The following is a 14056-nucleotide window of genomic DNA, read 5'->3' as shown; positions in this document are numbered from 1 at the left end:
GAAACGTTACCACATTTTCTTGACTCGTAATTCTCCTGCGTTTATTCGAATGTGGAAACGTTGCCATATCTGGGAGGAAGCTGATGAAATCCGCGCGGTTGAACCGACTTTTCGGCGTGTCTGGAAATTGTTTTGACGTTGCTATCGATCACGGCATGTTCAATGAACGGACTTTCCTCGCCGGTATCGAGAACATGAAGACTGCCATCGAGGTGATCGCGCAAGCGGCACCGGATGCCATTCAGCTGCCGCCGGGGACGGCACCCCTTCTGCAGGCTATTCCCGGCAAGCATCGCCCGGCACTGGTGCTGCGCACCGACATCGCCAACATCTATGGCAATCCCCTGCCGTCTCAGCTGTTTTCCGAAATGATCGACAGGGCGGGGGAGCAAGGCGTTGCATTGGATGCTGCCTGTGTCGTCGTCAATCTCTTGATGCTGCCGGACCAGCCGGAAGTCTACCGCGCCTGCGTGCGCAATGTGAACAGCCTGAAGCGCGAATGCGAGATCTACGGCATGCCGCTGATGGTCGAGCCGCTCGTCATGCAGGACAATTCCAAGGGCGCCTACATGGTCGATGGCGCGATCGATAAGATCCTGCCGCTTGTGCGCCAAGCCGCCGAACTCGGTGCGGATATCATCAAGGCCGATCCCTGCGACAATGTCGAGGAATATCACCGCGTGGTCGAAATCGCTCAGGGCCTGCCGGTGCTCGTGCGCGGCGGCGGCCGCGTTTCGGATCAGGAAATCCTGATCCGCACCAAGCAGTTGATGGAGCAAGGCGCCCGTGGCATCGTCTATGGCCGCAACGTCATCCAGCATCACAATCCCGGCGGCATGACGCGGGCCTTGATGGCAATCGTCCATGACCAGGCTTCCGTCGAGCAAGCCTCGCTGCATATTGGCTGACGCGCGTCTGGGAGGACATGTCATGACGAAAATATTCCGCTTCGGCGTCATCGGCTGCGGTCTGATGGGGCGCGAATTCGCGAGTGCCGCGGCGCGCTGGCTGCATCTGGCCGATGTGAAGGCGCGACCGGAAATCGTCGCCGTCTGTGATACCAACGCGACGCTGCTCGACTGGTTCAAGGATCATGTGCCGACTGTTCGGCAGTTCACCGCCGACTATAGGGAGCTTCTGGCCAATACCGAGGTCGATGCGGTCTATTGCGCCGTCCCGCATGTGCTGCACCAGCAATTCTACATCGACGTCCTGAAGGCCGGAAAGCATCTTCTCGGCGAAAAACCCTTCGGCATGGACGCCGCGCAGAACCGGGAAATCATGGCGGTTCTGGCCGAGCATCCCGAACTCCTGGTCCGCTGCTCGTCGGAAATGCCTTTCTTCCCCGGCGCACAGAAGGTCATCGCGCTCGCAAAAAGCGGCGAGATGGGGGATATAATCGAAGTCGAGGCGGGTTTCCTGCACTCTTCGGATATCGACCGGCAGAAGCCGATCAACTGGAAGCGTATGGCCGAGATCAATGGCGACTATGGCTGCATGGGTGATCTCGGCATGCATGTGCTGCATGTGCCGCTGCGTCTCGGCTGGCGCCCGACGACCCTGCATGCGCAACTGGTCAAGAAGGTTACCGAACGTCCCGACGGCAAGGGCGGCATGCTGCCCTGCACCACCTGGGACAATGCCACGATCAGCAGCCGCGTACGCACCGGGGATCAGGATTTCCCGATGGTGCTGAAAACCTGGCGCATCGCGCCCGGCGAATCCAACACCTGGTACATCAGGGTTCTTGGCATGAAGAAAAGCGCATTCTTCAGCACGAAGTCGCCGCGCCAGTGGCAGTGGATGGATTATAATGGCGGAGCCCAGGCCTGGAGCACCGAGGATCTCGGCTATGGCTCGCTGTTTCCGGCCATCACAGGCAAGATCTTTGAATTCGGTTTTGCCGACGCCATACAGCAGATGTGGGCGGCCTTCGTCGATGAGCTTGCCGGCGGGGATGCCAACGGTTTCGGCTGCGCGACGCCGGCGGAGGCGCAGGCGCATCATGCGGTCCTGACGGCAGCCCTCAAATCCGGTCGCGAGGACGTCGTGGTACCGGTCGCGTATGACGGGGTGTCCGTTTGATGCAGCGCTCCGCGATCAACGCCGCGTTGCTGCGGGCAACCGAGACCCTCGAGCGCTGGCATTGGTCCCTGCCGGCATGGGGATATTGGACGGCGGCGGATTTTGCCGCTCATCCGGAGGCATCGGCCTATCTGCGCGCCCATCAGCTGGGTTGGGATGTCACCGATTTCGGCTCGAACCGGTTTGCCGAACGCGGCCTCGTGTTGTTCTGCCTGCGCAATGGCATCGTTGATGTCGAGGGGGAGCGGACCTATGCCGAAAAGCTGCTCTTCGTCGAAGAAGGCCAGGTCACGCCGACGCACCGCCATGCGGCGAAGATGGAAGACATCATCAATCGCGCCGGCGGCGATCTCGTCATCGAATTCGCCGCAACCGACGCCGATGGCAATGTGCTGACGGAGGATGTGACGGTTCCGGTCGACGGGCTGCCGCACCGGCTCGCGGCATGGGAGCCGCTGATTCTTGAGCCTGGCCAAAGCGTGACGATCCGCACCGGGCTTTACCACCGCTTTTACGGCAGGAAAGGGGGCGGACCTGTCCTTGTCGGCGAGGTCAGTCAGGTCAACGACGACAACAGCGACAATTTCTTTCTGGAACCGATCGGGCGCTTTGCCGCGATCGAGGAAGATGAGCCGCCGCTGAGACCCTTGTGGAATGAAGGAGTCGGCTGATGCGAGCCGGGGAGGAGGTTTGCGATCGCGATAGCCAGAAGCACGGCGGCATCGTCTGCGCGGGAAACTTCATTGTCGATCGCGTCCACACCCTGTCCTATTGGCCAGAACAGGGCAATCTCGCGCATATCCTGCACCAGGATCTGGGCGTGGGCGGCGGGGCGGCCAATGTCGTTACCGATCTGGCCTCGCTCGGATTTCCCGGAAAGCTGGCGGCGGCGGGATGCATCGGCGCTGATCAGGACGGGGAGATCGTCAAGGCCCGCCTTACACTTGCCGGCGTCGATGTCGGTGGGCTGACCGCGCTTGCCGACCGGGTGACGGCGCATACGCATGTCATGAATGTGCCCGGCCAGAACCGGACCTTCTTCTATCATGGCGGCGCCAACGATGCCGTGACGGATGAGCTCGTCTCACCAGCCACCTTCGCTGAGGCCGGCTATCGGCTGTTCTATCTCGGTTATCTCATGCTGTTGCCGGGTCTCGACCGCATCGGCCCTGATGGTCGTTCGGGAGCGTCGCGCCTGCTGGAGGCTGCGCGCCGCGCCGGGCTCACAACCTGCGTGGATTTCGTATCGAGCGAAGACCCGGAATTTGCGTCCAAGGTCGGCGTCGCTCTGCCCTTCTGCGATTATCTGATCATCAACGAGATGGAGGCGGGTCGGGCAACCGATGTTGTCGTTCGCGACGCGAAGGGAGATTTGATCGAGGCGGGGCTTTTGGAAGCGGGCGAGCGCCTGCTTGCCGCAGGCGTCACTAAAGGCGCGATCATCCATGCACCGGAAATCTGCTTCTGGTTTGCATCAGGCGCTTCCCCGATCATGACGCGTTCACGACCCGTCGATCCTGATGACATCGTCAGTACGGTCGGCGCAGGAGACGCCTTCTGTGCCGCCGTGCTCTACGGTCTGCATGAGAACTGGCCGGTCGAGCATATTTGCGCCGTCGCCCATGCTGCGGCTGCGCATTGCCTCGCGGGTGCGACGGCCACCGACGGCATCCCCGACATGTCTGTGCTCCTTCGGGAGGCGCAGGAGGCGAGCCCGCAATCCGCTTAGCCTATTGGTGTCGCTTCAGGAGAGGGCGGTTCCAATAACCATCCAGTCAGAATGGAGGAGCAGACATGAAGCTATTCACGATGGCAGCCGCGCATGGCACCCTTGCCGGCGCAGGTCCGAGCGGGGAGGCAGTACGATGACCCATACGGAAACGGCGCGGCTCTCGGGCAAGGTGGCATTGGTCACAGGGGGAGCGAGCGGTATCGGCAAGGCCGTATGCGAACGCTTCGCCGCCGAAGGCGCCAGGGTTGTCGTGGCGGATCTCGACGGTGAACGATGCGCACGGGTGGCGGAAGCGATCGGTCCGCATGCCTGGGGTGTGGCGCTTGACGTGACCAGCCAGGACAGCATCGAAGAAGCTGCACGCTTCGCCATCGCCACTGCCGGTCAGATCGATATCCTGGTCAATGCCGCAGGCATTTACGAGGTCGAGTCCATTCTGGAAATATCCCGGGAGCGCACCGCTAGGGTATTTCAGGTCAATATCGAAGGCGTGATTTTCATGACACAGGCCGTTGCCCGGCACATGGTGGAGAGAGGGAAAGGTGGACGCATCATCAACTTCTCGTCCCAGGCGGGGCGTCGGGGCGAAGGACCTGCTGTGGCTTACTGCGCATCCAAGGCGGCGGTCATCAGCATCACGCAAAGCTGCGCTCTGGAGCTGATCCGTTACGGCATCAACGTCAACGCCATCGCTCCCGGTGTCGTCGATACGCCGATGTGGGACGTCGTCGATGCAAAACTCGGCAGCCGGGAAGGTTTGAAACCCGGTGACGTCAAGCGCCGCGTGGCTGCCGCCGTTCCCGCCGGACGATTTGGCGCTCCCCAAGAACAAGCTGCAATGGCCGCCTTCCTGGCCGGGCCTGATGCAGCATATATCGTGGCGCAGTGCTACAATGTCGACGGCGGCAATGTCATGAGCTGAGCGCTTGAGCCGCGTCGCGGGTGCATCATCCTGCAAGGCGGCTTCATCAGCACGATCGGCAATCGAACTTTAGGTCTGGAGGAGCGGAATGAAGGCTGTACGCTTGGAGTCGATCGGGTCTTTGACCATGCGCAACGTTGAGAAACCGGTTGCCGGGCCAGGCGAGCTGCTTATCCGGGTGGCAGCAGCCGGCATCTGCGGTTCCGATCGCCACATGTACAAGGGCGAATATCCGACAGCGATCCCCGTCACGCTGGGCCACGAATTCTGCGGCATCGTGGAAGAGATCGGCGATGGTGTGACACGGTTTACCGGCGGGGAGCTCGTGACGGTCGACCCCAATATCGCCTGCGGCATCTGTCCGGCTTGCACGCAGGCGCGGCCGAACCTGTGCGAGAGCTTGACTGCCATCGGCGTGACGCGGGATGGCGGCTTTGCGGAATATGTGGCGGTGCCGCATGCGCAGGCCTTCGTGTTGCCGGCCAACCTCGATCCCGTTCACGGCGCCTTCAGTGAACCGCTGGCCTGCTGTATCCACGCCATCGACAAGGCAAGGATCCGTGCGGGTGACAGCGTCGCGATCCTCGGCGGGGGCGTGATCGGTCTGCTGATGGTGCAGCTGGCCCGCCTGGCGGGGGCGAGCGAGATCATTTTGATCACGCGCCAGCAGTCGAGACGCCAAACCGCTTTGCGCCTGGGGGCGACACATGCCTTCGACCCGGCCTCCTCCGACACGATCGCTTCCGTGCGAGAGGTTACCAAAGGCGGCACAGACGTGGTCATCGAGTGCGCCGGCGTGCCCGATACGCTTCAAAGCGGTCTGAGGATGGCGCGGCGCGGTGGCACATTCGTGCTTTTCGGGGTCACGCCGGCAGGTGTCGAGGTGCCGGTTCTGCCCTTCGATCTGCTGGTGAACGAAGTCGATATCAGGCCGGCCTACCTCAATCCTTTCACCCATTCGCGCGCTGCTGCAATGGTAGCAAACGGGGCATTGGAGCTGGACGCGCTGGTCACCAAAACCATCGGTCTCGAGGAGGTCGCCGACGTGGTGGGCAACGTGCCATTACCGGGCGAGATCAAGGTCATCGTCCGACCCTAGCTTCGCCGCGCCACTCTGATCCGCACCGCCTGCTCAGCTGCGGATGGGGCCGGTGGAATCGCGCTCGATCAGCGTGACCGGCACCTTTACGATCGCACCCTGCCGAGATGCGTCCCCTGTCTGGTGCTCTTCGATCAGCGCTTCCAGTAACCGTGCTGCTTGCTGCCCGACATCGCGGATCGGCTGCGCGACCGTTGTCAGCCGCGGAAAGACATAGGCTGCCTCCGGCAGGTCGTCGAAGCCGACGACCGAATAGTCGTTCGGAACGGAAAATCCGCGATCCTGGACGGCATGGATTGCGGCAATCGCCGAAACGTCGGTTGTGCCGATGATCGCGGTGACCTCAGGTCGAGACGCCAGCAATTCTCGCGCCAGTCGGTAGGTTTCCGCAAAGCTGTGCTCTTCCGCCATCGCCACGATGGCAGGTGCGATGCCATCCTTGGCCATTTCCGCCGTGATGCCCTGAAGGCGAAGCTGGATAGGTTGGCTGTGTGCCGGCGCGCCGACGATGGCGATAGCCCGGTGGCCGAGGTCGATCAGATGGCGCGCCATCAGCCGTCCGCCTTCCGCATGATCGGCCATGACAGCGTCGTCGGCGATGCCGCTCAGCTCACGGTCGATGGCGATGATCGGTATACCGGCATCCCGCAGCACCCCGAAATGCTCGATGCTGCCGAAGGCGCTTGCGACGATGACACCGTCGACGCGCTGGGCAAGCAGCATGGAAATATAGCGCGCCTCGTGATCCATATTTTCCGCCGTGCTGCAGATCAGCGTCTGATAGCCGTGCTGAAACAGTTCCTGTTCGATGGCATGGGCGAGGATACCGAAGAACGGCACGTCAATCGACGGCAGCATCAGCCCGATCATCCGGCTTGGTGCACCGCGCAGCATACGGGCACCCTTGCTGGGTGTGTAGTTCAGTGTCCGGATCGCCGACTCTACGCGATGCCGGAGCTCAGGCGAGGCGTAGCCGCTGTTGTTGAGCACACGCGAGACCGAAGAGACCGACGTTCCTGCAAGTTTGGCGATATGTCTGATGCTGGTCGTCACGGCCCGCATTTCTCTCTTCGTGCAGCACTGAGCGTCTTTGCAGCTGCGCAAAGGACGCTGCAGCAGTTTGAATGCTGCACAACTTATCCTTAAATCGATTCCGATCTAAGCAATTCGTACGCCACAACCAAGCCATTTCGAATGAATGGCTATTCGGCATGGACACCTGATGAACGACACAGTCATCCTTTTTCACGGCATTGCCCGGACGAAGAAAAGCATGGAGAAGCTCGCAGCCTTCCTGTCCGGGAAGGGGTATCGGGTTGCGAATGTCGGTTACCCCTCCACCAGGTTTTCGATCGGCGACCTTGTCGACATCGTTCGGCCGCAGATCGACGCGGCTGTGAAGGAGGCAGGCGACGGCCGTGTGCATTTCATCGGTTATTCGATGGGTGGGCTGCTTATCCGTGCTTTTCTCCGGAACCATCGCCCGCCGAAGCTGGGAAGAGTGGTCATGGTCGGAACGCCGAACAACGGCAGCCAGATCGCCGATTTCCTCAAGACCTGGCCGCTCTACAGGAGGTTCTATGGACCGGCAGGGCAGCAGCTGATTACCGATCAAACCGCAATGACCAAGCTGTTCGGCACGGTCGATTACGAACTTGGCATCATCGCGGGGAACCGGACCATCGACCCGGTCTCTTCCCTGATCATCGGCCTTAGAATTCCGAATGATGGAAAGGTGTCGGTGGAGAGCACACGCCTCGACGGCGCCGCGGCGCATATCGTCATTCCCGCCAACCACACTTTCTTGCCGGTCAACAAGATCATGTGGAGGCAAGCCCTGTCGTTTCTGCAGGATGGACGGTTCGCAAGCTGAACACCGACAGTTGCCTCATCGACAGTTTCAAAACGCACAGCGTGGGCTGACCTCACCGTTGAACGATGAGGTCCTGCTTGACCTTTGAAATCAGCAGGCGGGAGCCGTCAGCGGTGAAGTGCCCGTAGTCGAATTGCACCGGGTCCCCGCTTTTTGTCCACACGATGCAGTCGGGATTGCACATGGTCTTATAGGTGGAGATGTACATTGCTCCGCTTCCGGCCAATGCGTCGTGAATATCTACACCGATGCGCTGCCGAGGCGCCAAATGATCGGCGGCATGAAATGGCTGCTTCTCATAGAGACTATGAGCGAGCAGCCGCGGCAGGGAAGATTTATATTCTGCCACTGGTCCGAAGACGACGATCTTTTTGGCAAAGGGTGAGAGGTAGTCCACCGTCTTTCTGATGAGTTTGACGTCATCTTCAGTCCAGCGTCCGGCCAACACGAGAACATCGACCTTGTGGCTCGGCAAAAACTCTTTGAAGACGTAGTTCATGAGGTCTAGGCAGCGCTCTTCGCCTTCGGCTTCAAGAGTAGGACGGCATCCTGATGCGTTAGCTTGAAGGACGTTGGTCCCCGGCAGCGTTTTCAAGCCCGGATATAGGTGCGCAGCGTGACTATCACCGACGAGCGCTATGTTTTGCTGACTATTTGAGAGAGCCAAGCAGGTATCGCGATCGTATTTTTCGATACCGTCGTTTGACGTAAGGAAGCATTTTCCACTGCGGAAGGCTTTCGAGGGGTCGTAATCGGCAAATTCCGCCACCCGCTCAACGAGCTTGTTGTCGTCCTTCATTTGATCGGCGGCGAGTTGCCCGACGAATGCCAGCATTGCTACGGAAGCAATTGAGGCAGCCCCGGCGGCTACGGACACCAGAGGCCGGTATCGCATCGTTCGGAAGGGCGTTTCGATAAATCGCCACGAGAAATATGCGACGACAAAACTCAAAGCGACGGGCACCAATTGCCAGCCATGCTCCCACGCCCCGTACTGGTTCGAAAACACCCAGATCGGCCAATGCCACAAATAGAGGGAATACGAGATCAAACCTATCGAGGTGGCGACCCTCAATGATAGAAGCCTGCTGACCAGCGTGCCTGGACCCGCCCAGATGATAAGAGCCGTGCCTGCCGTCGCGGGTAAGGCCATTAGCCCTGGAAACTCAGAGGTTTTCGACAACAGCAGCGCGCTGAGGCCGATCGCCAAGGCGCCGAATGCCGAAAGCGCATTATTGATCCGCATATCGGAAAATTTCGTCAATGCCGGTGCTGCGATGAGGGAGCCTACCAGCAGCTCCCACGCGCGATATTGCACAAGATAGAAAGCTGCAGAGCGGTTGATTGGAACAGCGATGATGGAAGCAATGATGCTGACTGCGAAAAGTCCCGCAATGGCTATCCCGGTTGCCCTGCGGCCATAACGGCTCGCTGCCATGACGATCAGCGGAAAAATGACGTAGAACTGCTCTTCGACCGACAACGACCATGTGTGCAGGACCGGATTGAATTCCGCGGAATCATCGAAATATCCAGTCGTCAAATAGAAATAGGCATTGGAAGCAAAGAGCGCGGAGGACGTCACTGACTTGAAGACCCGCAGGCTTTCGTCAGGCAGCATCGTAAAATACGAAACCGCCATCACGACAGCATACATGGCCACGACAGCGGGAAGAATTCGTTTGGCCCGACGGCTGTAGAAGTTGCCGATCGAAAATCGGCCATCGCTTACTTCGGCGAGGATTATTTTTGTTATCAGGAAGCCCGATATCACGAAAAAAATGTCCACCCCGATAAATCCGCCGGGGAGAATGCGATCAAATCCGCAGTGATAAAGAATCACAAAAATGACGGCTACGGCTCGCAGGCCGTCGATATCTTGACGATGCGTAATCATTGTCGGCCTCGGTGTTTGGCCTCCCGGGATTTCGTAACGTGAGACCGATCAATATGCAACCAGAGTCATGGTAAAATGAAAACAACTCGCCTTAGAGGCGCTTTCGGCCCAGAGATAGAGGCCCAGCGAGCGAGCGCAAGGTCATCTAGGTTTTCGAGATAGTGTTTTTTTACCACTGGTCCGATGGCGCCGACGAGGAGAAGAATGGCGTCCATCAACTCAACAGTGATTGACTAAACAGCTGCCTTTCAACGGTCCCCAACTCAGGCCACAGAAGAAGACTGACGGGCGATTAAAATGAGCTGCTGAAACGCAGCGGCGGCGTTGCCAGAACGCCATGCAGGAAAAATCGGGCGAACATGTGACGAGCCCGGTACCGGCCGATCCTCGACCCGAGATGCAATGCGACTTCAACTCGCTGCAAGGGCGTCGGCTGGTTGAACGCGACAATCGGGGCGGACTGTCTCTATTGGTCTATGTGCAGAGATTTCTCAGCGGCCGTTCAGGTGAAGATAATTTTCAGATATTCAAACATCCGCCACACCGTCGCTCACTATTGTCAGCGACAAGCGTATCGAAGGAAGATCTGATGCCCGCCATCTTGCGAAAGAAAATTCATGGAGCATCCACACGGGGGCAGGTCATCGACGGTGCTGAGGATATCGGCGTCGCTTATCAGGTGTTTTCCGACACGGTGGTCGAAGACGTGGTGGTCAAGAACTCTCCGCGCGGCTTCAAATTTCACAACGGCAAGAATCTTGTCGTAAGGCGCTGCGAAACAGAAAATGTGAACGGCGACGGCATTTACCTTACGATGACGTCGAATGTTTTGCTGGAAAACAACCGCGTCGGCTCAGCGCCCGGCCAGGGAGCGGATTGTTGCCAATTCGCCTACGAAAACAAAGATAGCTATATAAGTTCCAATGTGGTGGTCCGGGGCAACCTTCTTTTACAAAGACCGACCAGCACCTCGAACAAGGGGGCGCTGGTTTGCGGCAGGACCCGAAACTACCTCGTTGAATATAATTTCATCGGCGGGAAGAATTTTTCTTTTTCATCGATCGGCGACGACGCCGTCGTGCGCAGTAACATCATGCGTGACGGCAGGATGAACGATTATTCCTTCGGTTATGGAGTTGGCGATCAAGTCAGCCATGCCGGCCACCATGTTTATGACAACAGGATCGAGAACAGCAATCGCGGCGTGAGTTTGAGCGGTTATTCCGATCAGAATCTGGCATTTCGCAAAGATATGAATATCCACGATAACGTCATCAGCGAATGTGACATCGCTTTTTTCGCCAATCGACCATGGTCCGGAAGCTTTCGGCGCAACATATTCCTGCGGTGCAAGCAGGGCATTCTGCTGAAGGGAAACGGGGAGGCGACTGCGGGGGACATTGACGGAAACTATTTCAATGACGGCAGCTTTCTGAACGTCACTCCGCCGCCGCTTCGCGTCAAACCCGACGGAAAGGCTTCCGTTTCTTCAGGTGAATGGACATCCGAGCCCGACGAAATCCGCATCCAGTGGCGTAACAAGGGGATCGATATACCGGGCGCCAACCGGCCATCTATAACGGTCGAAGCCGGCATGGAATTGTCATGCGTCTTGCTGGCCCGCAAGGAGCAGAATTGGATGTTGGCGATCGCTGAGACTGCTTATGACGATTTCACGCCGCGTGCGTGGCAGGAAAACATGCTGCCCTGGCAGAAGCGGTATTTCTCGATTTGAACGGCTGCTCGCATGCCCGTCCGGCGGCCGACGATATTGACCGATGCGACAAGAAGGACGGAATGAGGCGCTCTATCGCCAGATGTCGAACACACCCTCCCTCAAGGCTGGCGTTGATTCCGGTTTGTTCGCAACCTGGGACGCAGTTCCGAGAGTGCGATGACCATATGTGGCCAGCAAATGAAAGGTGCCAGCATCATGCCTGCCTCGGTCATGGCTCCAAGCATGATGAGGATGATGATAACAATCTCCTTTCGCCTGGCGCCGGATTCTGCCGGATCGGGGTCGACGATTGTCATCTTCCGGAACACGCGGGTCAGCGCAAACAACGTCCATGCGGTAACGCCTGGAATGCCGATATTGAGCGCTAGCTCAAGATAGGTGTTATGGGTCGATCGTGCATCGAAGGTAACCTTGACGTACTCTTCCATGACATCGGGCTGACGAAACATCGCAAACCCATAACCTGTTAGGGGCCTATCCCAGATCAATGGCAATAGCTGTTCCCAGATATTGGTGCGACCGGAGAAAGTAATATCTTTGCCGAATGCTTCTGCAACCGCTGAAGCCACGCCGAGGTAAACGAAGCTGGCGCCGAACCCGATGATCACGAACAACAGGAAAACGACGAAGGAACGAAAAAGGCGGTTCGGGTAAATGTGAATAACGCGAATGCCATACAGCATCATGCTGCCGAACATCGTCAAGACGACAGCCGTCGAGGACTTCGTTGCCACAATCAAGGCGAGAAGGCAGAGCATTGCAGCCCAGCGTATCAGGGTACTGTAACGAAGCCGGCCGAATTTCTCCGTCGATAGCAGGCAGACAAAACTGACCGAGCAAAACTGCCCCAACGTGTTCTTATGATAAAATGCGCCTTTGACCATGCCCGCATAGCTGCCACGCATGATGGCGAATTGTGGGAAAGCTGCTGTGTAGAGAACGTTGATGAATGCGGCGGCAATCGCAAAACGCCCGAGGACTCGGAAGGCTTCGACATTGCCGTAGCGCGCGCGGTACAGAAGAGGCGGGATGGCGAGAACGATGACCGCAGCCAATCCCTTTAAGGATGCGGTCTTGTCGATGGAGAAGACGATCGATGTCAGGCAGGAAATGCCGACAACCACGATGAACGGCGAAAACCTTGAAAAGACCCGTAGGAACTGTTTCTGTTCCAACAGAAAATATAATCCTGACAAAGGGATAAGGCCGTAGAGCAATATTTTCATCGGCAGCGGGTCGACCGCGGCGCCGTCGTCGAAGTTTGCAGGCAGGCCGTACCACATGCCTGTCGCCCGCCATAGAGACGCGTAAAATGCTATCGTAAGGACCAGCTTTGCCAGCACATCGCGCCGGACGCGCCACCGAGGCACAGACTGCCGGTGGTAGCCCGCCGGATAGTGGTGTCTTGCCAAAGCTGCATTTTCTATCGTCATCAAAGGCTCATATAAATCAATCTGCAGAACCCCGGCTGTTCGCCACGATCAAGGCGATGCCGGTATTCGATTGAACGGAGGCGGGAACTGATCTGCGCATCCTCGGCTTCCGCTCGCGAAGAACGAATTCGTTTTTGGCGGTTTCGATAACGTCGTCCTAGTTTCCCAAACTGCCCGTTTCGGTGGGCGATCTGGCCAGGGCAATTTGACCAGTGGCCCCAAGCTTCTCAAGGCGGCACGTCTCACTTCGCCATGCGGCGCGACTTTAAGCGAACTCATTCCGCGAATCCAGCCGATATAATCATGTCATCATGTCGCGCCGTTAACCGTCCGATCGACTCTGGACTATTGGCACTACCCAGGCGATTTTACGGCGCACCCAATTTTCGGAACCAAACATCGGCTCCGCCGTTGAATGCGATGTCCAACCGTGTCCGGGAGACAGACATGGCACGTCAGACATTCTGGAAGGGCTACCTCAAGCTCTCGCTGGTGACGGCAGCCGTCTCGCTGACGCCGGCGACGACCGAAAGCAATAAGGTGCGCTTCCACGTTCTCAATCGCCAGACGAAGAACCGCGTCGAAAGCCGCTATGTCGACAGCGTCACCCACAAGCCGGTCGCCGACCGGGATCAGGTGAAAGGTTATCCCCGCGGCGAGGACGACTATGTTCTGCTGGAAGACGAGGAGATCGAGGAGGTCGGGCTCGAAAGCACCCGCACCATCGATATCGACAGCTTCGTGCCGCGCGGCTCGATCGACTGGATCTGGTACGACAAACCGCATTTTCTGGCGCCCGAGGATAAGGTTGGGGTGGAAGCCTTCTGCGTCATTCGTGAGGCAATGAAGGCAAACGATGTGGTCGGCATCGCCCGGCTGGTGCTTTATCGTCGCGAGCGTGCCGTGCTCCTGGAGCCGCAGGGCAAGGGCATCATTCTCTGGACGCTGCGTTATGGCGACGAGGTGCGTGAACCGGTGGCCGAACTCGACAGCAAGGCCGAGATCGACAGCAAGCTTCTAACGTTGATGAAACGGCTGGTGAAGGAAGAGACCAAGGATTGGAGCCCGGCCATGGTGCAGGATCCGATCCAGAAGCGCCTGAAATCGATGATCCGGGGCAAGCAGAAGAGCCTGAAGAAGGCCGCGCCCGCGAAAAAGCCCGCGCCGGTGAAATCGACCGGCAACGTCATCAACATCATGGATGCGCTGAAGAAGAGCCTTGCCGCGGATGACGGGCGCAAACCGCATTAGCGAAAAGGTGAGGGCATTTCACTCGA

The 14056-nt window shown here is 58.4% G+C and carries 12 protein-coding genes; 9 read left to right on the top strand and 3 right to left on the bottom strand.

What is annotated here, in order from left to right:
* Nucleotides 1–83 precede the first annotated feature (83 nt).
* From FHX03_RS04165 to FHX03_RS04140, 6 genes are all read left to right on the top strand, one after another.
* On the top strand, nt 84–908 hold the full coding sequence (locus FHX03_RS04165; RefSeq protein ID WP_183852671.1) for a class I fructose-bisphosphate aldolase: 825 nt from the start codon (nt 84–86) through the stop codon (nt 906–908).
* Nucleotides 909–930: 22 nt separating this feature from the next.
* Nucleotides 931–2085, top strand: a complete 1155-nt coding sequence (locus FHX03_RS04160; RefSeq protein WP_183852669.1) for a Gfo/Idh/MocA family protein — start codon at nt 931–933, stop codon at nt 2083–2085.
* Nucleotides 2085–2756, top strand: coding sequence for a D-lyxose/D-mannose family sugar isomerase (locus tag FHX03_RS04155; protein ID WP_183777193.1), 672 nt, complete (start codon nt 2085–2087; stop codon nt 2754–2756). The genes FHX03_RS04160 and FHX03_RS04155 overlap by 1 nt, the downstream gene beginning before the upstream one ends.
* Entirely contained in the window at nt 2756–3814 is a 1059-nt protein-coding gene (locus FHX03_RS04150; protein ID WP_183777194.1) for a carbohydrate kinase family protein, read from the top strand. Before FHX03_RS04155 ends, FHX03_RS04150 begins: the two co-directional genes overlap by 1 nt.
* Nucleotides 3815–3950: 136 nt before the next feature.
* Entirely contained in the window at nt 3951–4739 is a 789-nt protein-coding gene (locus tag FHX03_RS04145) for an L-iditol 2-dehydrogenase (protein WP_183777195.1), read from the top strand.
* A gap of 88 nt (nt 4740–4827) precedes the next feature.
* Nucleotides 4828–5838: a zinc-dependent alcohol dehydrogenase family protein gene (locus FHX03_RS04140; protein WP_183777196.1), complete on the top strand. Its 1011-nt coding sequence runs from the start codon at nt 4828–4830 to the stop codon at nt 5836–5838.
* A 33-nt stretch (nt 5839–5871) separates the two neighbouring features.
* On the opposite strand, the gene FHX03_RS04135 is transcribed toward FHX03_RS04140, so the two are convergent.
* Nucleotides 5872–6891 carry a LacI family DNA-binding transcriptional regulator gene (locus FHX03_RS04135; protein ID WP_097624163.1) on the bottom strand — a complete coding sequence of 340 codons (1020 nt, stop codon included), beginning with the start codon at nt 6889–6891 and terminating at the stop codon, nt 5872–5874.
* Between the two features lie 169 nt (nt 6892–7060).
* Here FHX03_RS04135 and FHX03_RS04130 point away from each other — a divergent pair, with 169 nt between their 5' ends.
* On the top strand, nt 7061–7711 hold the full coding sequence (locus FHX03_RS04130; protein WP_183852667.1) for an esterase/lipase family protein: 651 nt from the start codon (nt 7061–7063) through the stop codon (nt 7709–7711).
* Nucleotides 7712–7763: 52 nt separating this feature from the next.
* Here FHX03_RS04130 and FHX03_RS04125 read toward each other — a convergent pair whose 3' ends face one another.
* Nucleotides 7764–9608: an acyltransferase family protein gene (locus FHX03_RS04125; RefSeq protein ID WP_183852666.1), complete on the bottom strand. Its 1845-nt coding sequence runs from the start codon at nt 9606–9608 to the stop codon at nt 7764–7766.
* A gap of 589 nt (nt 9609–10197) precedes the next feature.
* Between FHX03_RS04125 and FHX03_RS04120 the strand changes: the two genes are divergently transcribed.
* A complete protein-coding gene (locus FHX03_RS04120; protein ID WP_183852956.1) occupies nt 10198–11343 on the top strand; it encodes a right-handed parallel beta-helix repeat-containing protein in 1146 nt (381 codons plus the stop codon).
* A gap of 101 nt (nt 11344–11444) precedes the next feature.
* Here the strand turns inward: FHX03_RS04120 and FHX03_RS04115 are convergent, their stop codons facing one another.
* Nucleotides 11445–12779, bottom strand: a complete 1335-nt coding sequence (locus FHX03_RS04115) for an O-antigen ligase family protein (RefSeq protein WP_183852664.1) — start codon at nt 12777–12779, stop codon at nt 11445–11447.
* Nucleotides 12780–13226: 447 nt separating this feature from the next.
* Between FHX03_RS04115 and FHX03_RS04110 the strand changes: the two genes are divergently transcribed.
* Complete coding sequence (locus tag FHX03_RS04110) at nt 13227–14030, top strand: Ku protein (RefSeq protein ID WP_183852662.1); 804 nt, start codon at nt 13227–13229, stop codon at nt 14028–14030.
* Nucleotides 14031–14056 lie beyond the last annotated feature (26 nt).

The organism is Rhizobium sp. BK456 (genome assembly GCF_014194045.1).
In the GTDB taxonomy this organism is placed as follows: Bacteria; Pseudomonadota; Alphaproteobacteria; order Rhizobiales; family Rhizobiaceae; genus Rhizobium; species Rhizobium redzepovicii.
Note: the sequence above shows the minus strand (reverse complement) of the source record. Positions and strands in the feature narration are given on the sequence as shown.

Excerpts from the sequence above, each read along its gene's own strand:
- FHX03_RS04155 (WP_183777193.1), top strand. The coding sequence starts at position 2,085 with ATGCAGCGCTCCGCGATCAACGCCGCGTTGCTGCGGGCAACCGAGACC.
- FHX03_RS04125 (WP_183852666.1), bottom strand. The coding sequence starts at position 9,608 with ATGATTACGCATCGTCAAGATATCGACGGCCTGCGAGCCGTAGCCGTC.
- FHX03_RS04120 (WP_183852956.1), top strand. The coding sequence starts at position 10,198 with ATGCCCGCCATCTTGCGAAAGAAAATTCATGGAGCATCCACACGGGGG.
- FHX03_RS04130 (WP_183852667.1), top strand. The coding sequence starts at position 7,061 with ATGAACGACACAGTCATCCTTTTTCACGGCATTGCCCGGACGAAGAAA.
- FHX03_RS04145 (WP_183777195.1), top strand. The coding sequence starts at position 3,951 with ATGACCCATACGGAAACGGCGCGGCTCTCGGGCAAGGTGGCATTGGTC.
- FHX03_RS04140 (WP_183777196.1), top strand. The coding sequence starts at position 4,828 with ATGAAGGCTGTACGCTTGGAGTCGATCGGGTCTTTGACCATGCGCAAC.
- FHX03_RS04150 (WP_183777194.1), top strand. The coding sequence starts at position 2,756 with ATGCGAGCCGGGGAGGAGGTTTGCGATCGCGATAGCCAGAAGCACGGC.
- FHX03_RS04110 (WP_183852662.1), top strand. The coding sequence starts at position 13,227 with ATGGCACGTCAGACATTCTGGAAGGGCTACCTCAAGCTCTCGCTGGTG.
- FHX03_RS04160 (WP_183852669.1), top strand. The coding sequence starts at position 931 with ATGACGAAAATATTCCGCTTCGGCGTCATCGGCTGCGGTCTGATGGGG.
- FHX03_RS04165 (WP_183852671.1), top strand. The coding sequence starts at position 84 with ATGAAATCCGCGCGGTTGAACCGACTTTTCGGCGTGTCTGGAAATTGT.
- FHX03_RS04115 (WP_183852664.1), bottom strand. The coding sequence starts at position 12,779 with ATGACGATAGAAAATGCAGCTTTGGCAAGACACCACTATCCGGCGGGC.